This is a genomic window from Sodalis sp. RH15 (assembly GCF_047324255.1).
Lineage (GTDB): Bacteria > Pseudomonadota > Gammaproteobacteria > Enterobacterales > Enterobacteriaceae > Acerihabitans > Acerihabitans ligni.
Genome location: NZ_CP178738.1, coordinates 1805396 through 1828865 on the forward strand (window position 1 = coordinate 1805396; position 23470 = coordinate 1828865).

The following is a 23470-nucleotide window of genomic DNA, read 5'->3' on the forward strand; positions in this document are numbered from 1 at the left end:
ATGATCACTATATCCGCTGTGGGCATGCTGAACGCCCTGGGTAACAATCTGGACGACATCGCCGCCAATCTGGCCGCTGGGATTGCCCCAGGCATGAGGCCGGACCGTGGCTGGCTATTGCATGATAAACCCTGCTGGACCGGCAGGGTGGCGGGGGACCTCCCGGACATTCCTCCGGCTTTCGCCGAACACCGCAGCCGCAACAATCAGCTGCTGCTGGCCGCCCTGGCCCAGATCCGGCCGGAGGTGGATGAGGCTATCGCCCGCTTCGGCGCCCATCGCGTGGCGGTCATCCTGGGAAGCAGTACCTCCGGTCTGGATGAGGCGGATAAGTATGTCGCCAATCATTTGTCCAGCTACCGTTATGCCCAGCAAGAGCTGGGAGATCCCTCCCGCTTCCTGTCCGGTTTTTTGCAGTTGAGCGGGCCGGCCTATACCATTTCCACCGCCTGCACCTCCAGCGCGCGCGCGCTGATAAGCGGGCAGCGCGTGATTGAGTGCGGGCTGGCGGATGCGGCCATCGTCGGCGGCGCCGATACCTTGAGCCGCATGCCGCTGAACGGTTTTGACAGCCTGGAGTCCCTTTCCGCCGGGCGCTGCAGCCCGTTCAGCCGCCAGCGCGACGGCATCACCATTGGCGAGGGCGCCGCGTTGATGCTCATTGGCCGCCATTCCGGCTGCGTCGCGCTGCTGGGGGTCGGCGAATCATCCGATGCCTATCATATGTCTGCTCCCCATCCGGAAGGCGTCGGGGCGTCTCAAGCGATCGCCATGGCGCTGAAGCAGGCGCGGCTGCGGCCCGGCGATGTGGGCTACATCAACCTGCACGGTACGGCGACGCGAATGAACGATCGGATAGAGGCCGGGGTCATCCATAACATTTTCGGCGACGCGGTGCCCGGCAGTTCCACCAAACATCTCACCGGCCATACCCTGGGCGCGGCGGGAATCAGCGAGGCGGCAATCTGCTGCCTGCTGCTGACGCGGGAATCAGCCCTGCCGCCGCAGGATTTTTCACAAAGCGACATCGATGATACCCTGCCGCCGTTCGGCTTGCTTACCGCGCCGGCGCGGCCCGCGCATCCCGTGATGTTGTCCAATTCATTTGCCTTTGGCGGCAATAATGCCTGCCTGATTCTGGGAAGGACCGATGGCTGAGTATTTATCCGTCGAGCATTATCTACCGCACCGTGCGCCCATGGTGCTGCTGGACGAAGTGCTGTTGATTGACGAGGATCGCGCCCATTGCCGCGTACGCGTCGGCCGCGATACGGTGCTGGGACCGTTCCTGAACGCCGGTGGGCAACTGCCCGCCTGGTTCGGCATAGAGATCCTTGCCCAGACCATCGGCGTCTGGTCCGGCTGGCATGGCCGCCGTCTGTTTAACGCCGCGCCACGGCCGGGCATGCTGCTGGGCGGGCGGGGATATCAGTGCAAAACCGCTGGTTTTCCCGCCGGCGCCATGCTGGACGTACAGGTTCAATTATTGATGCGCGATGAAAAAATCGGCAGCTTCGAGGGAGCCATATCCGTTGACGGCGAACGGTATGCCGGCGGCAGGCTGAATATTTATCAGCCCGACGACCATGAATTACAACAACTTCTACAACAGGGCAAAAGCTGATGTCATGTTCAGTGTTAGTGACCGGGGCCAGTAAGGGCATTGGGCAGGCGATTGCGCTGCGTCTCGCGGCCGACGGATTTCTGGTGGTGGCGCACTACCACCGCGACCGGCCGGGGGCCGAGGATACGCTGGCCCGTATAGAAGCGGCCGGCGGCGCGGGGCGCATTCTGGGTTTTGATGTGGCCGACCGCCTGGCGTGCCGGGCGGCTATCGAGGCGGACATTGAACGCCACGGCGCTTATTACGGCGTTGTCAGCAATGCCGGCATCACCCGCGACGGCGCTTTCCCGGCCCTGGGCGACGAAGACTGGGACCAGGTCATCCATACCAATCTCGACAGTTTCTATAATGTGATCCAGCCTTGCGTCATGCCGATGATTGGTTTACGCAGCGGCGGGCGCATCATCACCTTGTCATCGGTATCCGGACTGATGGGCAATCGCGGCCAGGTGAACTACAGCGCGGCCAAGGCAGGCATCATCGGCGCCACCAGGGCGTTGGCGGTGGAGCTGGCCAAGCGTAAAATCACCGTCAATTGCATTGCTCCGGGCCTAATAGATACCGGTATGATCCAGATGGAGGCAGCGGCCCTTGAGGAAGCGATGCACATGATTCCGATGAAGCGGATGGGGCATCCGGATGAAGTCGCGGGATTGGCGAGCTATTTAATGTCCGATATAGCCGGCTATGTTACCCGGCAGGTGATATCCATCAACGGAGGTATGCTGTGATTCGGCGCGTCGTGGTAACGGGAATGGGCGGAGTGACCGCCTTCGGCGAGTCCTGGCAGAGCGTGTCCGAGGGTCTGCGCTCAGGTCTGAATGCTGTGCGCAAGATGCCGGAATGGGAAATTTACGACGGGCTGCATACCCTGCTTGGCGCGCCAATCGACAATTTTCGCCTGCCGGAGCACTACACCCGCAAGCGTATCCGCTCCATGGGCCGTGTTTCGCTGCTGGCCACCCGGGCCACCGAATTGGCCCTGGCGCAGGCGGGCCTGCTGGACTCACCGGTGCTTACCAATGGCGAAACCGGCATCGCCTATGGTTCGTCAACGGGCAGCACCGGGCCGGTTAGCGAGTTCGCCACCATGCTGACGGAGAAACACACCAATAATATTACCGGCACTACCTATGTGCAGATGATGTCCCATACCGCCGCGGTAAATACCAGCCTGTTCTTCGGCCTGCGCGGCCGCTTGATTCCCACCTCCAGCGCGTGTACTTCCGGCAGCCAGGCCATCGGCTACGCATGGGAAGCCATCCGGCACGGCTATCAAACCGTGATGGTGGCGGGCGGGGCGGAGGAGCTTTGCCCGTCTGAAGCGGCGGTATTCGACACGCTGTTTGCCACCAGCCAGCGTAACGACATGCCTAAAAGCACCCCTGCGCCTTTCGATGCCCGCCGGGACGGCCTGGTGATAGGAGAAGGAGCGGGCACGCTGATTCTGGAGGAGCTGGAACACGCACGGGCGCGCGGCGCCACCATATATGCCGAGCTGGTGGGGTTTTACACCAACTGCGATGCGGCGCATATTACCCAGCCGCAGCATGAAACGATGCAGGTCTGTATCGAAGGGGCGCTGCGTATCGCGGGTCTGCGGGCGGCGGATATCGGTTATATCAGCGCCCACGGCACCGCCACCGATCGCGGCGATGTGGCGGAAAGCACGGCTACGGCGGCGGTATTCGGCAATCACGCCCCCATCTCTTCCCTGAAAAGTTTTTTCGGCCATACGCTGGGCGCCTGCGGCGCGCTGGAAGCCTGGATGAGCATAGAGATGATGCGTGAAGGATGGTTTGCGCCGACGCTGAATCTGACCTGTCCGGCGAAAGACTGCGGCGATTTGGATTACATCATGGGGGAGCCGCGCCTGCTTGAGACGCCTTTTATCCAGTCTAATAATTTTGCGTTCGGCGGCATTAACACTTCATTGATTTTCCGACGCTGGCTGGAATAAAGGAATAAAAAAGACCCACGCATTTTCCGGCAAAAAACCCGCCGTCCAAGACGGGTAAGCAGAGTAGATCTACGCTGGATTTATATCCAGCTCTATTTATTGTAGGCTATAGGTAAAAAAGGAGCGTTAAAACAGCAGGAGCGCCAGGACAATGGGGAAACTCAGCGGCCAGGTGAGGGCTATCAATACCGAGCAGAGTAGACGAATTTTTATCGAAGGGTCGCAACTGACCCTGAATGTTAAAAAACCAGCGGCGGCAGCCCCGAGGGAATAGATCAATTTGATATATTCCCACCCCGTGACCATTTCAATATCCATTTTAATAGGCCCTACAATCCCGCTATTTTATATGTCCGGTATCTTCCGAACTATGGGCTTGGCCTTATCATCAATCTATCAAGATACAAAATATGCCGATAATGCCAAGGGCGATTGCCAAAGCGGATATGACATTGAAATCCTGATTATCCAGATACATAGTCACCTCCTACCGTTCTCAACTGCGATGAGCATGGGCCATTTCACGTGTGCTTGTTGTGACTGACTGTTCATATTTGTAAGCTCGCGTAAAGAATAGCGGTTTTTTTGATCGCATCACTCTCTTTGAGGACCGGATCTCATCTGCCTTTTATACCGCTCTTGCTCTACCCTAGAACGTCTGTAGGTTGTGCTGGGGAGTAGCTGACAATAGGGTGTTGTTGGGGGTATTTGTCATACAAAATAGCTTATCACTTGTTAACGCCGCGCCTTTGCATTACCGCCAAAGGCGCGGGCGCTATTTTTTTACCCATTCCCTGAGCCGCTGGATGTGCAGATAAAGCGCGGGGATGACTAATATTCCCACGACGGTGGCCATCAACATGCCGCCGAACACCGTTATGCCGATAATTCTGCGGCTCATGGCGCCGGCGCCGCTGGCGAATACCAGCGGCATAACGCCGAATATAAAAGAGATAGCGGTCATCATAACGGCGCGAAAACGCTGAAAAGCGCCGTCCCGGGCCGCTTGCGCAATGGTTTCCCCCTCTTCGCGCCGGGCTTTCGAAAACTCGACAATCAATATGGCGTTTTTGGCCGCCAACCCTATCAGCAGCACCAGCCCTATCTGCGCATAAACGTCATTGGCGAAACCCATGGCCTTAAGACCGGCCACGGCGCCGGCTACGGCAAAGATGACCGACAGCATCACCACCAGCGGGATACTCCAGCTCTCATATTGCGCCACCAAAAACAGATAGGCGAAAACCAGCGCCGCTGCATAAATCACTACAGCTTGGCCGCCGGCTTGCTGCTCCTGCCATGACATACCGCTCCAGGCATAACCGTAACCCGACGGGAGCTGATGCCGCATCAGCTCCTCCATGGCGCCCATAGCCTGACCGGAAGTAACGCCTTCGGCAGCGGAACCGCTCACCGACACCGAAGGAAACTGATTAAAATTGCTGATAAAGGGCGCTCCAAGGGTGGGGGTAAGGTGCACCAGATTAGCCAGCCGGACCAGGACGCCGCTGTCGCTGCGCACGTTGATTTGTCCGATCTGCTCCTGCCGCTGCCGGTCATTCATATCATTTTGCAGCTGCACGTTAAATAAGCGGTTATTGCGGGTAAAGTCCCCGGCGTTCACCCCGCCCATGGAAGCTTGCAGCGTAGCGAAAATGCGGCTGACGGGCACTTGCATCAGAGCGGCTCGATCGCGATCAATGCTCAGGCCGATTTCCGGCACCGCGGCGCTGAAGGTGGTAAAGACCCGGTTTAGCAATGGATTGCTATTGGCCGCCAGGATGACTCCGCCGGCCGTCTGTGCCAAGGCCTGGGGAGACTGTCCTTCCAGCGCCTGTATCCGCAGATCAAAACCGGAAGCGCTGCCCAGGCCGCTGATGGCCGGCGGATTAAAGGCCATGATCATTGCCGCCGGAATGGCGGCCAGGCGCGGCTGGATATCCGCCAGTACCTTATCGACATGCTGACGCTGTCCCCAGGGTTTAAGCAGCACGAACATTAAGCCGGTATTAGTGGCATCCCCGCCGCTGAGCAGGCTGAAGCCGGTAATTCTGATGACATTCGCCACCGCCGGGTTCCCCGTCACCTGCCGGTAAACCCGATCCATAACCCGCTGTGTGCGATCCAGCGACGCCCCGTCCGGTAATTGTACATTAACAAAAAAATAACCCTGATCTTCTTCAGGCAGAAAGGAGGCGGGCAGCCGGCTGTAAACCCACACGGTGGCGAAACCCGCCAGCAGCAAAATAACCACGGAAGTGGCCGCCCGTTTACTGATAGAGAGGGTAATGCCGACATACTTGTCCCGTACCCGGTCCAGGCCGCGATTAAAGCCGCCGAAAAAACCCCTGGTGGGCAATTCACGCCGTTTTATCAGCGAGACGCACAGCGCGGGAGTCAGAGTCAGGGCGTTAATACTGGACAGAATAACCGCCGACGAGAGGGTAACGGCGAATTGCCGGTACAGGGAACCGGTAATTCCCGGCAGTATGGCTATGGGCACGAACACCGCCATCAGCACCAGCGTAGTAGCGATTATCGGGCCGGCTATCTGTACCAGCGCCTTGCCGGTGGCCTGTGCCGGCGTCAGGGTTTCATCCTGGGACAGCAGCCGCTCGACGTTTTCCACCACGACGATGGCATCGTCCACCACCACGGTCAGCGCCAGGATAATGGCGAACAGGCTGAGGGTATTGGCGGAATAGCCGAATGCGAATAATACGGCGAAGGTGCCCAGCAGGGAAACCGGGATGGTCAGGGCCACAATAAAGGTGGCCCGCAGGCTTTGTAAAAACAGGTAGACCACGACCAAGACCACCACCAGGGTCAGTATCAGCGAGATGACAATCTCGTCAAGGGTGGCGGTAACCGCGGCAGTGGAGTCGTAATTAATGGAATAGGCCATGTCGTCCGGGAAGTCGCGGGCCAGACGGGCCATTTCCGTTCTTACCGCGCCGGCCACCGCCAGAGCGTTGGAACCCGGCGTAGGGTACACGCCTAAAAAGGTAGAATCAGTATCATTCAACGTTGAATTCACCTGGTAATTCTGCGCCCCGAGATCCACTCGGGCCACGTCTCCCAGGCGTACGGTCCCCCCCTCGGCATTGGTACGGATAATCACCTGGCTGAATTGCCGGACATCCTGCAAACGGCCCTGTCCGCTGATGGTCAAGGTCTGCTGCTGGGCGGAAGGATTGGGGGGAGAGCCGATTTGGCCGGCCGCGGCCTGGATATTCTGCTGCTGCAAGGACTGGATAATATCCTGTACGCTGACGTTCAGGGATTCCATCCGGCGTGGGTCCAGCCAGACCCGCATGCTGTAATCCCGCGCGCCGAAAATTTGCACGTCGCCCACGCCGTCGATACGGGCCAGGGCATCCCGTAAACGCAGGCTGGAATAGTTGCTGAGAAACAGGGTGTCCAGCGTCTGTTTAGGGGAAAAGATGTTGACCCCCAGCAGGATATTGGAAGAACGTTTGCGTACCGAGACGCCGCTGTTATTCACCTCCGCCGGCAGCTGCGAGCTGATTTGGGAAATCCGGTTTTGCACTTCCACCGCCGCCATATCCGGATCGGTGCCGCTGGCGAACGTCACGTTCAGTTGGTACCCGCCGCTGCTGGCGCTGTTGGATTCCATATACAGCATGTGACTGACGCCGTTGACCTGGGCTTCGATGGGGGAAGCCACCGCCTCGGCGACGTCCCGGGCGCTGGCGCCGGGATACAGGGCGGAGACGGAAACCACCGGCGGCGCGATATCCGGAAACTGTTCCACCGGAATGGCCTTCAGGGCCGTCACGCCAATCAGCGTGATGACCACCGCGATGACCATGGCGAATTTGGGACGCGTAATAAAAAAAAGCAGCATCGGTACGTCTCCTAGTCACCATCCGCCGGATCAACCGGCGCCAGGCTTGCCGTCGCCGCCGTCGTCGCATCCACCACCATGCCGGGCCGGACCCGCTGCAGGCCTTCGACAATCACCCTATCGCCGGCCGCAAGTCCCTGTTTGATTTGGTACTCCTGTTCGAACTGATCGCCGATGACCACCGGCCGGACTTCCACCCGGTTTTCCTTGTCCACCAACAGGACAAAAAAGCCCTCGCGGTTTTGCTGTAATGCGGCGATGGGCGCCATCACCACCGGATCGGCGCGGCCGGCGGTGAGCGTCACGTTCACTACCCCGCCGGGCAGCAGCAGATGGCGTGGATTAGCGAAGCGCGCCCGCACGGTAACCGTGCCGGTCTGACTGTCGATGCGGTTATCCACCGATTCGAAGACCCCCGGTTCAGGATAATCCATGCCGTTAGCCAGCTGCAGATGAGGGGTGTAGCCGCTGTGGGAGAAATCATCGGCATCGGCGTCTTTCCGGTTTGCCGCGGCGATGTAATCCCGTTCATTGATGGCGATGGCGACCCGGATCGGATCGAGCTGGACCAAATGCGCCAGCGAACCGCTCGCCGGATTGATCAGGCTGCCGACGCTGAAATTACTGTGGCCTATGCGTCCGGCGATCGGCGCGGCTATCAGCGTAAAGCCCAGCTGGAGCCGCTGTATGCGCAGATTGGCCTCTGCCTGGGCCACCGCCGCGCCGGAAGTATCCCGCTGCGCCTGGGATGCGTCTACGTCCGCGCGACTGACGGATCGCTGTTCCCCAAGGCGCTGCTGGCGGCTCAGGTTGAGCTGGGCAAGGCGGGCGGTGGCCTTGGCGCTGTCGAGCTGCGCCTGCGCCTGAGCCACGGCGGCCTGGTGCAACGCCGAATCGATTTCAAACAGCGGGTCGCCGGCTTTCACCATCTGTCCTTCGCTAAAATCACGCCTGGCGATAAAGCCTTCCGTACGTGTGGTGATATCCACCGCCTGGATGGCCTCTATCCGCCCGAGATAATAAAGCGAGCGCAGCGGCGTCCGCTGCTCGATCACCGCAACGGTCACCGCCGGCAAAGGCGCGGCCCACAACGGGGAGGAGACATTTGCCAATGTCGCTAAGAGTAAGGAACAGAGCAACAGGCCGGTACGGTTCTTGAATGTCATGATCCTGCCTATTCCTCAATCTTGTTATCGATGCGTTTGAGCATATAGGGAAAAAAAGGATTGGACGCAAGGCGCATCAGCGAATCCAGCCCCACCACCAATACCGAACGTTCGCCGCGGGCAGCGAAAGCCCCCAGGCTGATACCATACTGATTGCGCGGGTCCGGATAGCGGCCGTACAGGGAATCGGACAGGGGGAAAGGCAAGGCGACATGGGATAGTGAAAAGATATCCGCCGGATACTCTATGCCCAGGAGCTCCACGGTTTCATTCGTCTGTCCGGCAAGCGTGGTTCGCGCCAGGGTGGAGAGGCTGTTGCGGGAAATATTGGTGACCACCGTTGTGGTATAGCGGCGCGGCGCCGGCGGCAATAAACGGCCTAGGGCGGTGTAGGACGAAGTTCTGAGCAAAGGACCGAAGTTTTCCGTCTGATTCAGGTCAAACAATACCAGTTCGCTGCCGTTGGCGGGTAATTGTTCATATAAGGCCGTGATAACCGCGCGGGTGCTGACGGTAGAGTCCATTACCGATTGGAAAGTCAATACCGGCGGCAATGCCGCCAGCTTATTGTCACGGGCGTCGCGGGCGATTTGCCGTTGCAGGACCTGGGTCAGCTCAAATGATTGCCGGCCGGCGTTCACCGGAAATGAATTGTACTTGAAAGGATTGAATTCCGGCACGATCCCCAGCCAGGCGGCTTTGGCAAATGCCGGGAAAAAAGCCGGCCAGCCGGCTATGCCGGCAAAGCGGGCAAAGCGTGTCACGCCGATCATAGGCGAAATCAGAACGACCCTGGAGGGTTTTGCCAAAGCCGGGTCATCCAAGGCATCCAAGGTGTATTTCATCGCCAGCGCGCCGCCGTTGGAAAAACCGACGATATGCAAAGGCAGATCCCTGCCGCTCAGCTTTTTTGCTTCACGTACCGCCAGCCGGGTCGCTGCCGTCCAATCCTGCCATTTTACCTTGGTCAGGGCGCCCGGTACCGTGCCATGGGCCGGCAGACGGATGCCGACGGCCACAAAGCCCCGCTGGCGGTAATTTTCGGCGATATGGCGCAGGCTGTAGGGGGTATCCGTCAAACCGTGCAGCAATACCACCGCGCCCTTGGGCGCGCCGTCGGGCTTCATAATATATGACCGGTTCCAGTTGGTAGCAAAACGATCGGGGTATATGGGACTGCCGGAATAATAGCGGTTAAGGGAAGTTTTGACATCCGGCGCCAGTTTATCGGTTACATTTTTGCGAACGCTCTGGAATAGTTCATCCTCCGCTTCGATATAGCTATTCCAGCTGGCTTTATCAATGGCTTCAGCCTGCATATCATCCGGCACAAAGGTATGCCAAAGCTGTAATTGCGGCCCGCTTTGCGTTTCATAAACGCGCAGACTAAACACCGCAACAGCAAAAATGACCAGTACCCAAAAAAAACGGATAGTCCATTTATAAATTACTCTGGCAACCATATATGTTCCCCTGATCAGCGCGGTGAAACTGTCGTCGTACTGCCGTTGGTAGCCACGGCGACGCGCTGGCCTACATGGAACTGACTGGTGCCCAGTGCCTGGACCACGATAATGGTGGATCCATCGTCCCGGCGGACTTCCAGTTCCACGCCGCTACTGCGATTGGCCGCGCTTTGCATGGCCGAGCCCGCCGCGACGCCGCCCACCGCGCCCGCGGCGGTTGCCAGCCTGCGTCCGCTACCTCCGCCGATCTGATTGCCGAGCATGCCGCCGATGACGCCGCCGCCCACGGTCCCCAGGACATTCTCGCCGCTTCCTCCCTGGATAGTGACGGGACGGACCGAGATCAATGTGCCATAGGTAACGATGTGAAGCTGCCTGGCCTGCGCCGCGGTAAAGGTATCGCCGGAAGAGGTACGGTTATTGGCGCAGCCGCTTAATAACGCCATGCTAATGGCAATGACAACAAATGTTCTGGACATAGTTTTACCTGTTATTTAACGTGCATGACATGGGGAGCACTATTAATGCCCTGGATGGATTCTTAATAAGCTACTATCGGCTTTGTATTGAATGTTTTGCTCTCTTAGCTAAGCATAAAGAGAAAATAAATTAAATATTGATTTCTGTGAAGCTAATAATCGGTAATTAATTTTCATCAATGGAGTAGATATTAATAATTCTTACGTAATGAATGAAGAACAATTGAATCCTGATTCTTATATTTTCAGATATATTAATGTATGGTTATTCAAATTTTATTATCCATCTCTTAAAAGAAGACGCCTTAAAACCAATATTAACTGCATTTATTTTGTCGATATGAGAGAGCGATCATAACCAGCGACTAAGTTATTCCAATCCGGACGGCGGCAGGACGGCTGCCGAGGCAAAAGGCCTGCTTGCCGCTGTGGGCCGGATAATTTACAATCGATCGTTATGAAAACAAGTAAAACCCCTCTCACCAGAGCCCGTGGCAGGCCGCGCTCGTTCGATCGCGATACCGTATTGGATCGCGCCATGCGGTTGTTCTGGCTGCGCGGTTATGAAACCACCTCCCTGGCGGAATTGCTCAAGGCTATGGACGTTACCACGCCGAGCATTTACAGCGCCTTTGGCGATAAGGAGCATTTGTTCCTGGAAGCCATCAAGCGCTATATCGACGGGCCGGGGCGCTACCAGGCAGATGCCCTGGAGGAAAAAACCGCCAAAGGGGCGGTGACGCGCATTCTCAGCCAGGCGGTTGAGAGCATGGTCGACCCCCTGACGCCCCCCGGTTGCATGCTGACGCTCTCCGCCATCAACTGTTCCGCGGCGTCGGCCTCTGTGCAGCAGGCGGTGACCGAGGCCCGTCGGCAAACGGAGCTGGCGTTATGGCGGCGTATCGAGCGGGGCATAGCGGAAGGCGATGTGCCGGCGGGCACCGATGCGGCGGCATTGGCCGGTTTTTACGCGACCTTTTTGTATGGGATGTCCATCAAGGCTTTGGAAGGCGTGACCCGGGCACAAGCCCGGGCTATGGCGGATGCGGCCCTTAGGGCATGGCCGACGGACTGAAACGGCGGGCCGGGTTCAGATCTGCGCCTGGCCGCCGTCGGCGAAAAGCTCCGCGCCGTTAATGAAACTTGCCGCGTCCGAGGCGAGGAATACCGCCGCTTTGCCGATTTCCGCCGGCTGTCCAACCCGTCCGAGGGGGACCAGGGAGGCCATGGTCTGCAGCAGGCCCTCCTCTTGATCCGGCTCCACCAGGCCCAGCAGGCCGGGGGTCTGGACGGGGCCGGGGCTCAGCACATTGATGCGGATATCCTGGCCGGCCAGATCCTGAATCCAGCTGCGGGCGAAATTGCGCACCGCGGCTTTGGTGGCGCTGTAAACGCTGAAATCCTTTCCGCCGATAGCAGAGGTGGTAGAGCCGGTCAAAATTACCGACGCGCCTTTTGCCAATAACGGCAGCGATTTTTGCACGGTAAACAACACGCCTTTGACATTGATGGCGAAGGTGCGATCAAAATGCTCCTCGGTGATAGCCCCCAGGGCAGCGAATTCACCGCCGCCGGCGTTGGCCACCACGATATCCAGATGTCCTTTTTGGGATTTGATATGTTCAAAAAGCCGGTCCAGCGAGGTCAAATCCGCTACATCGGCCCGGATGCCCACCGCCTGATCTCCGAGCTGCGCCAATGCTTCATCCAACTGCTGTTGCCTGCGGGCGGTGATAAAAACGAATGCGCCCTGATGAACGAATTCCTGTGCGATACCCAAGCCGATACCGGTACTGCCGCCGGTAATCAACGCTATTTTACCTTGAAGCGCCTGACTCATCCGATCCTCCTGGTCAATGATTGCTATTCGATAGCTTTTTCATACTAAACGCTACGAAAATAACCACGGGAGAAAGTAGCGTCAAGCTATTTCGTAGCGATTGATACGAAATAAAACCGGTTGATATCGGCTTAACCGCCCTGAGATGAAAGCATAGATCGCCAAAAAGAAATCAACACTTGTGACAAACGTACTCGGATTCGATAAGGCAGCCTGTCTCGGCCGGGCGCTTTGTCAACAAGCTCAACTCTTGATTTCTGTATCTACCCAGCCGGCGATTTCCTGATAGGGAACAAACATGGTTTGATTTCTTTTGGGATGGGTGGCGGTGAATACCCCCACTATGGCGCCATCCTGCGCGTAGACGGGACCGCCGCTCATGCCGGGCACGCCGCCGGCATCGCTCAGCCCGTAAAGACAGCTGGTGCCCGGCTTATCCCACCAGCCGAACTCCTTCAACACACCGGATGAGGAGGTGGGCATGGCCGTATAGGCGTTATAACCGTAAAGGCTGATCTTGTCTCCTTTATCCGCTTTTTCAAGCTTGGGTAATTTGCGGCCGGTATTGTCATGATAAATTATCGCCACGTCACACAGGGCATTATAGGCCTTTACCTTGACCATCATGACCTTAGCCACATGACCCGCGGTAAGACTGTATTTGGCGGTAAGTGGAAAACTGGAACCAATGGCGCCGGCCAGCACCGGGATCCCGACAAAATGAAAATCCGCTCTGCTTGCCGCCGTTTGATCAACTTTGTAGTGGCCTACCGCGGTACAGGCAGATAATAATAGAGGGAATAAAGTTACTAAAATATTAATTTTCATCTTTACTGTTTCGCTATTGCCGCTTTAATAAAATTGATCACCTGGTGATCAAGCCCGGCCAGTGCTGCGCGCCACTAGGGTTAACGGCCGGATTTGCATTTTCTTTAGCCAGGGGAAAGGGTATATACAGACGTATTGAAATAGCAGGAATGGAAAAATGGTCTACTTAACTCAAATTATTTTTCGGATGATCTTGATTCGTTGAAATATATTTAATTTGAATTCTTCATCCTTTTTCCATTGTACCGGCTAAAATATTTTTTTATCGGCCAATCCAGTCTCCATGCCCCTCGGGGGCCTCTCGTCGACCCATCAGGCCGGTCGTTGGCAATCATCGGGTGAGTTAAGTAAAATTTCGAGTTGAATAAGCGGCGGCAGGCAATAAAACACCCGATTTAATTTGTTCTCTCATTACTTATTAGGGATGTCATTTAATTGTTTCATTTGAAACAAAATATTAATAAATATACAACATATGGTTACCGTTAAAAACGAAATATTCCAATAGCCGTTTTTGCCTCTCCTCGTTTCCGGCCCGTTTAAGTTGAAAAATTTATCCTGTTTTTTTCATGAGGGGTGCGAATGCGCAGATTATTTGTTTATTTCTGGATAATAATTTTAGCAGGATGCTGTGGGAAACCAGGGCAGATTGACCGGGGCGCCTACCTGGCGGATAGCGCCGTTTCCTCCAACAGCCAGGACGAGAGGATCCGTTTTCTGGTCATGCATTACACTGCCGCGGACGACCAGGAATCGTTGCGTTTATTGACCCAGGGTCAGGTGAGCGCACATTATCTGGTGCACTCTTCGCCGGAAATCAACCGGGGCAAACCGGTGGCAAGGCAACTGGTCGCCGAAGAGAAACGCGCCTGGCATGCGGGGGAGAGCCATTGGCAAGGGCGCAACAATATTAACGACACCTCCGTCGGTATTGAAATTGTCAATCTGGGCTTTCGCGAGGAAGCGGGGGGGAAAACCTGGTATCCGTTCAATGAAGAGCAAATTGAGCTGGTGGCGCTTTTGGCGCGGGATATCATACACCGCTATGGAATAAGCCCGGCAAATGTGGTGGCCCATAGCGATATCGCTCCCCTGAGAAAAAACGATCCCGGTCCCTGCTTTCCCTGGCGACAACTGGCACTCCGGGGCATCGGCGCCTGGCCCGATCGCGAGAGCGTGGAGAGATATCTGGCGGGGAGGGCGCATGATGAGCCGGCCCCGGTGGCTAAAATCCAGCAAGCGCTGGCCCGCTATGGCTACTCTATCCCTGAGAACGGGCTGGCGGATGACAAGACCCGGCGCGCCATCAGTGCCTTCCAGATGCATTTCAGACCAGAGGATATTTCCGGTACGCCGGACGCGCAAACCGAAGCGATTGCCATGGCGCTGGTTGAAAAATACCGCAGCTGAGCGAGCCCTTTGGCTGGGGATGCGGGCAGGGTTTGTTTGCGCCGCCTACCGGAACCAGCGGACTTCTATCCCTTGCGGGGGTATAATAAGCAGGAGCGCTTGGCTATTATTCAAAGCGCCTATAACCGAGAATCTGCCGGGACGGGCATATTTTCGGTTAAATTTTGGGCATTACTTGCACAATTGCTCACACAAGCGGGATGCAATCAGGTAAAATACACAATCTTTCTGACAAATTTATGAAAATGCGGAGGTGTCCTGTCATGAATTCAAGTAATCAGCAACAAGCCGAAAATCACCATAGCCCCATAACCACCACTTTATCAGGCGTCATCACCAAATCTCCCAGCCGTATCAAAGGCAATACCGGGCGGCCCATGGTGAAAGCAACTATCCTGGCGGAAAGCGATAAGCGCAGCTCTTACCCGTTGACCGTGGTGGGCTTCGATATCATGGCGCTCGAATTGATGGCGCATCTTCGGGGCGAACGGCTGACCGTCACCGGGCGCATGGAGTGGAACGGAGGTTATTCCATTGTTGCCGACCAGATTGTCTCCGTTTAAGAATGTCACTTTTTCCATGACGGCTTGCGCATCCGGCATGACGTTTTGAAGGCCATCATACCTCCGGATACTCAATAGCCATTCTCGGCCCGTACCCCATAGACATGATGATTTGCAAATCGAAAGAGGTCGTCTTTCATCGTTAATCGGCTCTATTTATCAAGGAGTTGTGCGGCTTTGCTTCGATTTGCATAGTGCGGTATCCTGCTCAATGCATAGCCCAACGGAATTGTTTTGGAAAGTTAAAAGGATGAAAAATAAAAATGAAAAAAACTTGCTATCACGATCTCCCTATGTGTAAATAGCGTTATCGGTTTGTAGAGCAGACCTATTTATGAATGTCATTTTAGTAAAGTTGTTCCGATTTAAACGGTATTGCAAATTATCGCTTCTCCGAGGAATTTCCTTCTTTAGTGCTCCCATAAGTAAATCTCGATAAGCAGACCACAATCGCCTTATGGCGGCTCTAAAAAGGAAACAAAAATGGCTAACAAAATGACCGGTTCAGTAAAATGGTTTGACGCAGGCAAAGGTTTTGGCTTTATCACCCCTGCTGACGGCAGCAAAGATGTATTCGTACATTTCTCTGCAATCCAAAGCAATGATTTCAAAACCCTTGATGAAGGCCAACAGGTCGAATTCAATATCGAACAAGGCCAGAAAGGCCCGTCAGCAACTAACGTTGTTGCGCTGTAATATACAGCCCCGGTGACTTAGGCTACCTGCGATAGCGATGATGGCGCAAGCCGGAGCAGTCAGGTACCTTACTTAAGCCGAAACATTCTAAACCCTGGTAATTCCGGGGTTTTTTATTATCTTTTTTTATCGAAATCCCTCGCCGTATTGCTGACAAATCTTAAAGTCTACTGGGAGAAAACGCAAAATTGCGCCATAAGACCCTTGTCGTTTTTAACAAACCCCTTCATTTAATGCTAAAATCCCGCTTCGACTGAACAAGGACACTGGTATGAAGAAAATTTTTGTCACCGGTCTGCTGGCGGCTGCTTTGACCGGATGCGCGGGAACCGCCGATTATGCCGAGGTGATTAAAGCGCCCGCGCCCCAGGAGCTGGCCGGCGTATGGACCACTACCGGGCCGCAAAGCTGGCTAGTCAGTCCGGAGGCCGTAGCAAGTTTAATCATCACCCGATCCGGCGATACGCTGGATTGCCGTCACTGGCAACGCACCATTGCCAAAAGAGGCAAGCTGGACTGGACCGGTGAGCAGTATTACAACGTTACCTTCAAGAGCGAAAACTATAAGATTGTCCTGGAAAACGGTGAAATGAAATATGACCATATGACCCTGCGCCGGGTTAAGGCCCCTACCGCGGAATGCGCTGCCTTTCTCACCAGCGTCAATGGCGATTATCAGATAATCGCACCAACCGCCCCGGTGCGCCATGTCCAGACGTCACATAAGAAATCCGGCGGCGCTCAAATGAGAAATACCAAAGGCTGACATAGCGCGGGCATGATCTAACGATGGCGGGCTGCACCGTTTGCAATACGGTGCGAAACAAAGATTTCACTGCCCGTCTACGGTGCAACGTTATGTTCCGGGTACGGCATATTGAATTTATCATGTAATAAATTGATTATTTTCAATGTACTATGAACATGGCACCGTAATTGCTTCTTCCCGGTACAACGTCCCGTGGAGGTCTAAGCGATGAAAGCAATCATTATTGGTGCGGGAATGGGGGGCGCCACCGCCGGCATAGCGCTGCAAAATATGGGCTGCCGGGTGGAAATCTACGAGTCGGTGAGAGAAATAAAACCGGTGGGCGCCGCCATTTCCATCTGGCCTAATGGTGTTAAGTGCCTGAATTTCATTGGACTTCAGCAACAGATTAAGACGCTCGGCGGGAATATGGCCGCCATGGCCTACCGGGATTACCGCACCGGAGAGACTTTGACCCAATTCAGCTTGCGGCCTCTGGTGGAGCGGGTAGGGGAATATCCTTATCCGGTGGCCCGGGCGGAGCTCCAGTCACTGTTATTGGACGCCTTCGGCCGGGAGCGGATATACCTTGGCAAACGTTTGGTGGAGCTGGAAGATGACGGCCGGCAGGTTACCGCCTGGTTTGAGGACGGCAGCTCGGCCAGCGGCGATCTGCTGATTGGCGCCGACGGGGCGCACTCTGTCGTCAGGGGATATGTGCTCGGTCATACCGTTGAACGCCGTTTTGCCGGGTATGTTAATTGGAATGGCCTGATTGCCGCCGAGAACGGCCTCGCGCCGGCGGATCAATGGACCACTTTTGTAGGGCAGGGTAAACGGGTTTCGTTGATGCCGGTGGCAGGCGGGCGCTTTTACTTCTTCTTCGATGTTCCTCTTCCACAAGGGTTAAGACAGCGGTCCGATACCGCGAAAGAAGATTTGCGCGGTTATTTTGCCGGCTGGTGCGCTCCGGTGCAGCGGCTTATCGACAGGCTTGAACCCGCCGGCGTCAATCGGGTGGAAATACATGATATCGATCCCCTGGAGCAATTAGTGCGCGGACGCGTCGCCCTGCTGGGGGACGCCGGTCACAGCAGCACCCCGGATATCGGGCAGGGGGGCTGCGCCGCCATGGAGGATGCGATAGTACTGGCCAACCTTTTGCGTACCCATTCCCTGGGCATTGAGGATACGTTGTGTCGCTATCAGGAGAGCCGGCGGCAGCGCGTCGGGTCGCTGGTGCTTAAAGCGCGCAAACGCTGCGATGTGACGCACGGCAAGGATCCGGCGGCCACCGAAGACTGGTACCGCAGCCTGGCAAGGGAAACGGGAGAGCATATTATCGACGGCCTGGCCGATACCATCGAGGGCGGCCCGCTATAGCGGCAAACGCTGCTATACGCCGGTACGGACGGTTAGGCTGTGCGGCAATCCTGCGCCGGCGTATGTTTAATAAATATTTTTCAAGATAATCCCGAGGCGGATTATGGTAATCTAGCATCACTCCGAACAAATTTTTCTTCGTTAGAAAATGTCCTGCTCGCTTCTGTTATTGTCAGTTTTTATCTTCAAGGATAAAAAATGCCTTTTATGTAAGCAAATAATCCAGGGTGGTTTTTAAAAGGCACGCAATAAAATTATGAAGCTTAACTAAAATGATACACCCCCAGAAATTTACGTTTTCCTTACTGCATCCGCGCTATTGGCTTATATGGTTCGGTTTGGGCGTGCTTTTTTTATTAGTTCAGCTGCCTTACCCGACATTATATAAGTTGGGCGGCTGGCTGGGCCGGATGTCTATGCATTTTTTGAAACGCCGGGCGGCAATAACCCGCAGGAACCTTGAACTCTGCTTTCCCGTCATGGATCGGGCCAAACTGGAGCGGATGGTGATCAATAACTTCCGTTCGGCGGGCATGGGGCTGATTGAGACCGGAATGGCCTGGTTCTGGTCCGATGCCAGAGTGCGGCGCTGGTTTGATGTCTATGGGTTGCACAATCTGCAGCGGGCCAATGAACACAATCAGGGAGTGATGGTGATTGGCTTTCATTTCATGTCGCTGGAGCTTGGCGGGCGGGCGATGGGATTGTGTCAGCCGATGATGGCTATGTACCGGCCCCACAATAATAAGGTGATGGAGCTGGTGCAAACCTGGGGCCGGATGCGGTCCAACAAGGCAATGCTGGATCGCAAGGACCTGCGCGGCATGGTACAGGCAATGAAACAGGGCGAGACCGTGTGGTTCGCTCCCGATCAGGATTACGGCCCCCGCGGCAGTATTTTCGCCCCGTTTTTCGCCGTAAGCCACGCGGCCACTACCCGCGGCACCTTCACGTTGGCCCGGCTGGCTAAACCAAAGCTGGTGCCGGTGGTATTACTGCGCAAAAGGAATGGCAAAGGATACCGGCTATTGATTCAGCCTCAGCTGGACGATTATCCGCTGGATGACGAAATGGCCGCCACCTGCTACATGAATAAAATCGTCGAGCAGGAAATCATGCGGGCGCCGGATCAATATTTATGGATGCACCGGCGTTTTAAAACCCGCCCCACGGGTGAACTTTCTCTTTACCTGTGACCCTCTCTGACTGACTTGCGCATACCGCTCCCCTGAACCCAGGGGGACGGACGCTTGCTTTTTCTCAAGGGGAGCAAGTCGAATTTTTTGGTTTTAGCCATTTTTTGCCGCCGCCGCCCGGCTATTGACCCGTTATTGTCTCAATTCGCCGATATAGACCGTATTTTGGCGCTTTTTCCAACAATCACTTGTGGAGGGTAATTTCTATACTGGCAGCATGAATACAAAACCAATTGTCAGAGAATATCCCAAGATGGACATAACACATAACAAATCCTGGGTCATGGTGTTCCTCTTCAGCGCACTGTTCTGGGCGGTAGGCGGCGGCATTTTTTACTGGTTAATTTTTAGATAAACCTGGGGGGCTTGCCGTTATTCACATTTGAACTACTTCATTAACGTTCCTGAAACTTTAACCCGATGATAGGCTTAAATACGCGGTTAATTGATTTTTTGCGAGCGCTCGCGCAAATCTGGCGTATAGTAACCAGCAATTCTGAACACAAACTATATTTCAGATTAATCCGAAACTCTCAGGCCCGGCTAATGTAAACATAGTGCAAACGTAAGTAAAGGCCCGTGCTGGTTGTTTTATATAAAAAGCTGCTGAATAATAAGCTTTTTTTTTAATTTCCATGGGTGCTTTCATTATCAGGATTTAAACAAAAGCTGTAAAGTTTAAAATTTGTTACTAATATTACAAAAAATTACTGGTACACCTTTTGTTCTGATTCGCTACACTATCAACCTTTCTTTACATGTGCTGGTTTCATACCCCCCAATTATTAATAGGTAAATTATGTTACGCAATGGCCGCTCTCGGGCAGTATCGCTGTTAGCTATCCTGGGAATGTCCCTGGCTAGTTTTTCGACTTTTGCTGATACCGATATTTTCACCGCGCTGGATGATCCTTCAACCGCGAAAAAAAGTTTTGATGGTAATGTCCTGGGAAGCTACAACAAGCAATCCGGCAACACCACGAGCTCGAATCTGGCGGCCAGCAGCACCATGACGTGGTTTCAACCCACCAACGCCTATAGTATTTGGGGCGAAGCGGCTAACGACTCCTCCAATAATGTACGTTCGGATGAAAAATATCAGGCCGGTGCCCGTGCCCGCCATAATCTGGATACCGATAACTTCCTGTTCGGACAGGCTAACTGGCTAAGCGATCGTTATAACGGCTATCGCTCGCGCTCCACCGCTACCGCCGGCTATGGCCGTCAATTGCTCAACGGTCCTATCTCGCATTTGCGGGTGGAAGCCGGCCCGGGCGTACGGCACGACGAATTTGAAGGCGGCGGCAGACAAACCAAGGCGCTGGCCTATGGCGCAATGTCCTTTACCTATCAGTTAACCGATACCACCCAGTTTATCCAGGGCGTATCTCTTTTAGGTAACGCGGATCTTACCGCGAACTCCGAAACCGGTCTTAGCGTGGCCATCAATAAAAGCTTCTCGCTGAAAGTGACCTACGACGTGACCTATAACAGCGCTCCGCCTGATGGCGCACCAAAACATACCGATACCAAGACCGCCATTGCCTTGGTCTACGGGCTGTAATTTTCCCTTCGATTCAGTCGTGATGAACGGCTGAATCCACGGCTTGAAAGAATATAAAGTCAGCGGGGGGATGTCTTGCAGGTGAAAATCTTATTTTAAGTATTTTTATCACGTTTTGATGATCTTAAGCTGGACAAAGGACTTACCAATTGCTGTACTACACACGACACAGAGTTAGTGTCTATCATTTTATTAAAGGTAAGTTTGATGTCTAAGATTAAAGGTAACGTTAAGTGGTTCAACGAATCTAAAGGATTCGGTTTCATTACTCCTGAAGACGGCAGCAAAGATGTATTCGTGCATTTCTCCGCTATCCAGAGTAACGGTTTCAAAACGCTGGCAGAAGGCCAACGCGTTGAGTTTGAAATCACTAACGGCGCCAAAGGCCCTTCGGCCGCTGACGTAACAGCTATTTAAATATAGCCGGTTTCCTGAAAAACCCGCCTTGTGCGGGTTTTGTTGTTTCTAAGGAGGGAAAAGTTTTCACTCTAAGGGCACAGACGGCCCGAGGATATGCACCAATCCTATCGCCACGGAAGTCATGAGCAACGAGCCCGCCAGATTCAGCAGAATATTCAATCCCGCCCACATCAATTGCCCGTTAAGCATTAACGTCACCACTTCCGCCGAGAACGTGGAAAAGGTAGTTAAACCGCCGCACAGGCCGGTGGTGATAAAGAGCTTCCAGGCCGGCTCGATATGCGTCATGCGCACGAAGAGAGCCAGGCACAGGCCGATAACAAATGCACCTACCAGATTGACCGCCAGGGTACCGGCCGGGATATGAATCGACGAACCGCTTAATTTCAAACTCACATACCAGCGCAGTACGCTGCCGAGACCTCCGCCAATAAAGACGGCCGAAAGAAGGGTAAACATATAGACCTTTCATGATTGGGGGAATGAAAGCTCACAAAGGCGAACATGATGCTACGTCCCCCCTTGCCAGCAGGTTAACGTAGACATCATCAGCCGAAACGGCGGTTAAAGGAGGAATGCCATCTCCTGCAATCATTATACATAAAAATTGTCTATAGCATAGGAGGGGGTGCTTACTGAGGGGCGCCCAAGGAGTTAGGCTGGCGAATGCCGCCGGTATTGGAAAATCGTTGTTTCGCCGCCCCGCAATTGCTGGTACGGTAGGTAACAGTGGTGGGTCGGTATCATACCGATCCGGGCGTATTTACCGTTACGTATGTAAATCTGTTACAGATATCTCTTGTAATAGGGCGATAATAACGGTAAAAAGCGTTAGACTGTAAGTTCGCTGGTTTTATGAGCAAGCGTTAATCAAGAAGGTGATTATGGAAGGTTTAAGCATTACCAAATTATTAGTTATCGGCGCCTTGATTGTGCTGCTGTTCGGTACCAATAAATTGCGCAGCCTCGGCGGCGATCTGGGGGCGGCTATCAAAGGGTTCAAAAAGGCCATGAACAGCGATGAGCCGACCGCGCAGAAAACGCAAACTGAAGAACCGGTGGCTCCTCAGGTAACAGAACACCATAAAGACTAAGGCGAGCTGGTAAAAAGGATGGTCGCTTCGCCCATCCTTTTCGGCGTGCCTGCTGTATGCTACACCGCCTAATGAAATAACCGCTGTTGTCCTTTATACACAGGACGACGGTTACTTCACCTCGATTCCCTTGGCCTGCAAATCCGCGTGATAAGACGAACGAACAAAAGGACCGCACGCCGCATGGGTAAAGCCCATCGCCAATGCTTCCCCCTTCATGTCGTCGAACTCCTGCGGGCTGACATAACGCTTCACCGCCAGGTGATGCCGGCTGGGTTGCAGATATTGGCCGAGCGTCAGCATGGTCACGCCATGACGGCGCAGGTCGCGCATGACTTCAATGATTTCTTCGTTGGTTTCGCCGAGTCCTACCATTAGTCCGGATTTGGTCGGCAGTTCCGGATTCGCTTCTTTAAAGCGCTCCAGCAGCTTCAGGGACCAGGAGTAGTCGGCGCCGGGGCGCACCTGGCGATAAAGCCGCGGCACGTTTTCCAGATTATGGTTGAAGACGTCCGGCGGCGAGGAGTTGATAATTTCCAACGCGCGATCCATGCGGCCGCGAAAATCCGGCACCAGCGTTTCGATTTTGATGGTGGGGTTTTTGGCCCGGATGGCGCTGATGCAATCGGCAAAATGCCTGGCGCCGCCATCGCGTAAATCGTCGCGATCCACCGAGGTCACCACCACGTAACGCAGACCCATCTCCGCGATGGTTTGGGCCAGTTTTTCCGGCTCGCCGGCGTCCGGCGCCGTGGGCCGGCCATGGGCCACATCGCAGAAGGGGCACCGGCGGGTGCAGATGGCGCCGAGGATCATAAAGGTGGCGGTGCCGTGATTAAAACACTCCGCCAGGTTAGGACAGGAAGCTTCTTCGCAGACTGAGTGAAGACCGTTTTTGCGCATCGCGGCCTTTATTCCCTGGATACGCGTGGAATCCGACGGCAGTTTGATCTTCATCCATTCCGGTTTGCGCAATAGTTCTTGCCGCTCAACCGCCACGGTTTTAACCGGAATCAAGGCCATTTTGTCGGCGTCACGGTATTTAACGCCGCGTTCCATCTGTATCGGTTTAGTCATAATGTAGCGGATCCCGTCCCCAAAGTACCGAAATGAACCTTTTCATCCGGACTGTTACGTGGTTGTTCAACTTTATTTGATAAAACGT

22 protein-coding genes, 1 pseudogene and 1 riboswitch are annotated in these 23470 nt (G+C 54.6%); of the genes and pseudogenes, 14 read left to right on the forward strand and 9 right to left on the reverse strand.

What is annotated here, in order from left to right:
* From ACL2XO_RS08445 to ACL2XO_RS08460, 4 genes are read left to right on the forward strand one after another with little or no spacing between them, the layout of a single operon-like run.
* Positions 1-1158, forward strand: coding sequence for a beta-ketoacyl-[acyl-carrier-protein] synthase family protein (locus tag ACL2XO_RS08445; RefSeq protein WP_132922865.1), 1158 nt, complete (start codon positions 1-3; stop codon positions 1156-1158).
* A complete protein-coding gene (locus tag ACL2XO_RS08450; RefSeq protein ID WP_413723671.1) occupies positions 1151-1624 on the forward strand; it encodes a 3-hydroxy-fatty acyl-ACP dehydratase in 474 nt (157 codons plus the stop codon). Before ACL2XO_RS08445 ends, ACL2XO_RS08450 begins: the two co-directional genes overlap by 8 nt.
* Positions 1624-2355, forward strand: a complete 732-nt coding sequence (locus tag ACL2XO_RS08455; protein WP_413723672.1) for a 3-ketoacyl-ACP reductase FabG2 — start codon at positions 1624-1626, stop codon at positions 2353-2355. Before ACL2XO_RS08450 ends, ACL2XO_RS08455 begins: the two co-directional genes overlap by 1 nt.
* Positions 2352-3584 carry a beta-ketoacyl-ACP synthase gene (locus ACL2XO_RS08460; protein WP_413723673.1) on the forward strand — a complete coding sequence of 411 codons (1233 nt, stop codon included), beginning with the start codon at positions 2352-2354 and terminating at the stop codon, positions 3582-3584. The genes ACL2XO_RS08455 and ACL2XO_RS08460 overlap by 4 nt, the downstream gene beginning before the upstream one ends.
* 126 nt (positions 3585-3710) lie before the next feature.
* Here the strand turns inward: ACL2XO_RS08460 and ACL2XO_RS08465 are convergent, their stop codons facing one another.
* The 5 genes from ACL2XO_RS08465 to ACL2XO_RS08485 form a co-directional block, all read right to left on the reverse strand.
* Positions 3711-3902, reverse strand: a complete 192-nt coding sequence (locus ACL2XO_RS08465) for a GhoT/OrtT family toxin (protein WP_243701448.1) — start codon at positions 3900-3902, stop codon at positions 3711-3713.
* 457 nt (positions 3903-4359) lie between these two features.
* Complete coding sequence (locus ACL2XO_RS08470; protein ID WP_413723674.1) at positions 4360-7452, reverse strand: efflux RND transporter permease subunit; 3093 nt, start codon at positions 7450-7452, stop codon at positions 4360-4362.
* Positions 7453-7463: 11 nt separating this feature from the next.
* On the reverse strand, positions 7464-8618 hold the full coding sequence (locus ACL2XO_RS08475; RefSeq protein ID WP_413723675.1) for an efflux RND transporter periplasmic adaptor subunit: 1155 nt from the start codon (positions 8616-8618) through the stop codon (positions 7464-7466).
* A gap of 8 nt (positions 8619-8626) precedes the next feature.
* Positions 8627-10081 carry an alpha/beta hydrolase gene (locus ACL2XO_RS08480; protein WP_413723676.1) on the reverse strand — a complete coding sequence of 485 codons (1455 nt, stop codon included), beginning with the start codon at positions 10079-10081 and terminating at the stop codon, positions 8627-8629.
* Between the two features lie 14 nt (positions 10082-10095).
* Positions 10096-10563, reverse strand: a complete 468-nt coding sequence (locus ACL2XO_RS08485; RefSeq protein ID WP_132922859.1) for a glycine zipper 2TM domain-containing protein — start codon at positions 10561-10563, stop codon at positions 10096-10098.
* Between the two features lie 457 nt (positions 10564-11020).
* On the opposite strand from ACL2XO_RS08485, the gene ACL2XO_RS08490 reads away from it, so the two are divergent.
* Positions 11021-11638 (forward strand): TetR/AcrR family transcriptional regulator, encoded by a 618-nt coding sequence (locus ACL2XO_RS08490; protein ID WP_413723677.1) that lies wholly within the window; start codon positions 11021-11023, stop codon positions 11636-11638.
* Between the two features lie 15 nt (positions 11639-11653).
* Here ACL2XO_RS08490 and ACL2XO_RS08495 read toward each other — a convergent pair whose 3' ends face one another.
* Both ACL2XO_RS08495 and ACL2XO_RS08500 read right to left on the reverse strand, forming a co-directional pair.
* Entirely contained in the window at positions 11654-12403 is a 750-nt protein-coding gene (locus ACL2XO_RS08495; protein WP_132922857.1) for an SDR family oxidoreductase, read from the reverse strand.
* A gap of 243 nt (positions 12404-12646) precedes the next feature.
* Positions 12647-13231 carry a trypsin-like peptidase domain-containing protein gene (locus ACL2XO_RS08500; protein WP_413723679.1) on the reverse strand — a complete coding sequence of 195 codons (585 nt, stop codon included), beginning with the start codon at positions 13229-13231 and terminating at the stop codon, positions 12647-12649.
* Positions 13232-13813: 582 nt separating this feature from the next.
* Between ACL2XO_RS08500 and ACL2XO_RS08505 the strand changes: the two genes are divergently transcribed.
* The 8 genes and pseudogenes from ACL2XO_RS08505 to cspE all read left to right on the forward strand — a co-directional run bounded on the left by ACL2XO_RS08505 (position 13814) and on the right by cspE (position 21208).
* Positions 13814-14641, forward strand: a complete 828-nt coding sequence (locus ACL2XO_RS08505) for an N-acetylmuramoyl-L-alanine amidase (protein WP_413742546.1) — start codon at positions 13814-13816, stop codon at positions 14639-14641.
* A gap of 263 nt (positions 14642-14904) precedes the next feature.
* A complete protein-coding gene (locus tag ACL2XO_RS08510) occupies positions 14905-15204 on the forward strand; it encodes a hypothetical protein (RefSeq protein WP_132922853.1) in 300 nt (99 codons plus the stop codon).
* Between the two features lie 483 nt (positions 15205-15687).
* Positions 15688-15900 (forward strand): cold shock domain-containing protein, encoded by a 213-nt coding sequence (locus ACL2XO_RS08515; protein WP_132922852.1) that lies wholly within the window; start codon positions 15688-15690, stop codon positions 15898-15900.
* A gap of 271 nt (positions 15901-16171) precedes the next feature.
* Positions 16172-16555 (forward strand): annotated as a pseudogene (gene yedD / locus ACL2XO_RS08520) (lipoprotein YedD); the annotation flags it as partial.
* Positions 16556-16876: 321 nt separating this feature from the next.
* Positions 16877-18031, forward strand: coding sequence for an FAD-dependent urate hydroxylase HpxO (gene hpxO / locus ACL2XO_RS08525; protein ID WP_413723681.1), 1155 nt, complete (start codon positions 16877-16879; stop codon positions 18029-18031).
* A gap of 272 nt (positions 18032-18303) precedes the next feature.
* Complete coding sequence (lpxP, locus tag ACL2XO_RS08530; RefSeq protein ID WP_413742547.1) at positions 18304-19227, forward strand: kdo(2)-lipid IV(A) palmitoleoyltransferase; 924 nt, start codon at positions 18304-18306, stop codon at positions 19225-19227.
* A gap of 799 nt (positions 19228-20026) precedes the next feature.
* Entirely contained in the window at positions 20027-20791 is a 765-nt protein-coding gene (locus tag ACL2XO_RS08535) for a YdiY family protein (protein WP_132922848.1), read from the forward strand.
* 207 nt (positions 20792-20998) lie between these two features.
* Positions 20999-21208, forward strand: coding sequence for a transcription antiterminator/RNA stability regulator CspE (gene cspE, locus ACL2XO_RS08540; protein ID WP_025244663.1), 210 nt, complete (start codon positions 20999-21001; stop codon positions 21206-21208).
* A 66-nt stretch (positions 21209-21274) separates the two neighbouring features.
* Here the strand turns inward: cspE and crcB are convergent, their stop codons facing one another.
* Complete coding sequence (crcB, locus tag ACL2XO_RS08545) at positions 21275-21670, reverse strand: fluoride efflux transporter CrcB (protein ID WP_413723682.1); 396 nt, start codon at positions 21668-21670, stop codon at positions 21275-21277.
* 73 nt (positions 21671-21743) lie between these two features.
* A riboswitch (Fluoride riboswitch) is annotated at positions 21744-21806 on the reverse strand.
* Positions 21807-22095: 289 nt separating this feature from the next.
* On the opposite strand from crcB, the gene tatE reads away from it, so the two are divergent.
* Entirely contained in the window at positions 22096-22305 is a 210-nt protein-coding gene (tatE, locus tag ACL2XO_RS08550) for a twin-arginine translocase subunit TatE (protein WP_132922846.1), read from the forward strand.
* 111 nt (positions 22306-22416) lie between these two features.
* Here tatE and lipA read toward each other — a convergent pair whose 3' ends face one another.
* Positions 22417-23382, reverse strand: coding sequence for a lipoyl synthase (gene lipA, locus ACL2XO_RS08555; protein WP_413742548.1), 966 nt, complete (start codon positions 23380-23382; stop codon positions 22417-22419).
* Positions 23383-23470: the final 88 nt, after the last annotated feature.

Bases quoted from the DNA above. Each gene is read 5' to 3' on its own strand.
- ACL2XO_RS08445 (WP_132922865.1), top strand. From the start codon at position 1: ATGATCACTATATCCGCTGTGGGCATGCTGAACGCCCTGGGTAACAAT.
- ACL2XO_RS08450 (WP_413723671.1), top strand. From the start codon at position 1,151: ATGGCTGAGTATTTATCCGTCGAGCATTATCTACCGCACCGTGCGCCC.
- ACL2XO_RS08455 (WP_413723672.1), top strand. From the start codon at position 1,624: ATGTCATGTTCAGTGTTAGTGACCGGGGCCAGTAAGGGCATTGGGCAG.
- ACL2XO_RS08465 (WP_243701448.1), bottom strand. From the start codon at position 3,902: ATGGATATTGAAATGGTCACGGGGTGGGAATATATCAAATTGATCTAT.
- ACL2XO_RS08470 (WP_413723674.1), bottom strand. From the start codon at position 7,452: ATGCTGCTTTTTTTTATTACGCGTCCCAAATTCGCCATGGTCATCGCG.
- ACL2XO_RS08475 (WP_413723675.1), bottom strand. From the start codon at position 8,618: ATGACATTCAAGAACCGTACCGGCCTGTTGCTCTGTTCCTTACTCTTA.
- ACL2XO_RS08480 (WP_413723676.1), bottom strand. From the start codon at position 10,081: ATGGTTGCCAGAGTAATTTATAAATGGACTATCCGTTTTTTTTGGGTA.
- ACL2XO_RS08485 (WP_132922859.1), bottom strand. From the start codon at position 10,563: ATGTCCAGAACATTTGTTGTCATTGCCATTAGCATGGCGTTATTAAGC.
- ACL2XO_RS08490 (WP_413723677.1), top strand. From the start codon at position 11,021: ATGAAAACAAGTAAAACCCCTCTCACCAGAGCCCGTGGCAGGCCGCGC.
- ACL2XO_RS08495 (WP_132922857.1), bottom strand. From the start codon at position 12,403: ATGAGTCAGGCGCTTCAAGGTAAAATAGCGTTGATTACCGGCGGCAGT.
- ACL2XO_RS08500 (WP_413723679.1), bottom strand. From the start codon at position 13,231: ATGAAAATTAATATTTTAGTAACTTTATTCCCTCTATTATTATCTGCC.
- ACL2XO_RS08505 (WP_413742546.1), top strand. From the start codon at position 13,814: ATGCGCAGATTATTTGTTTATTTCTGGATAATAATTTTAGCAGGATGC.
- ACL2XO_RS08510 (WP_132922853.1), top strand. From the start codon at position 14,905: ATGAATTCAAGTAATCAGCAACAAGCCGAAAATCACCATAGCCCCATA.
- ACL2XO_RS08515 (WP_132922852.1), top strand. From the start codon at position 15,688: ATGGCTAACAAAATGACCGGTTCAGTAAAATGGTTTGACGCAGGCAAA.
- hpxO (WP_413723681.1), top strand. From the start codon at position 16,877: ATGAAAGCAATCATTATTGGTGCGGGAATGGGGGGCGCCACCGCCGGC.
- lpxP (WP_413742547.1), top strand. From the start codon at position 18,304: ATGATACACCCCCAGAAATTTACGTTTTCCTTACTGCATCCGCGCTAT.
- ACL2XO_RS08535 (WP_132922848.1), top strand. From the start codon at position 20,027: ATGTTACGCAATGGCCGCTCTCGGGCAGTATCGCTGTTAGCTATCCTG.
- cspE (WP_025244663.1), top strand. From the start codon at position 20,999: ATGTCTAAGATTAAAGGTAACGTTAAGTGGTTCAACGAATCTAAAGGA.
- crcB (WP_413723682.1), bottom strand. From the start codon at position 21,670: ATGTTTACCCTTCTTTCGGCCGTCTTTATTGGCGGAGGTCTCGGCAGC.
- tatE (WP_132922846.1), top strand. From the start codon at position 22,096: ATGGAAGGTTTAAGCATTACCAAATTATTAGTTATCGGCGCCTTGATT.
- lipA (WP_413742548.1), bottom strand. From the start codon at position 23,382: ATGACTAAACCGATACAGATGGAACGCGGCGTTAAATACCGTGACGCC.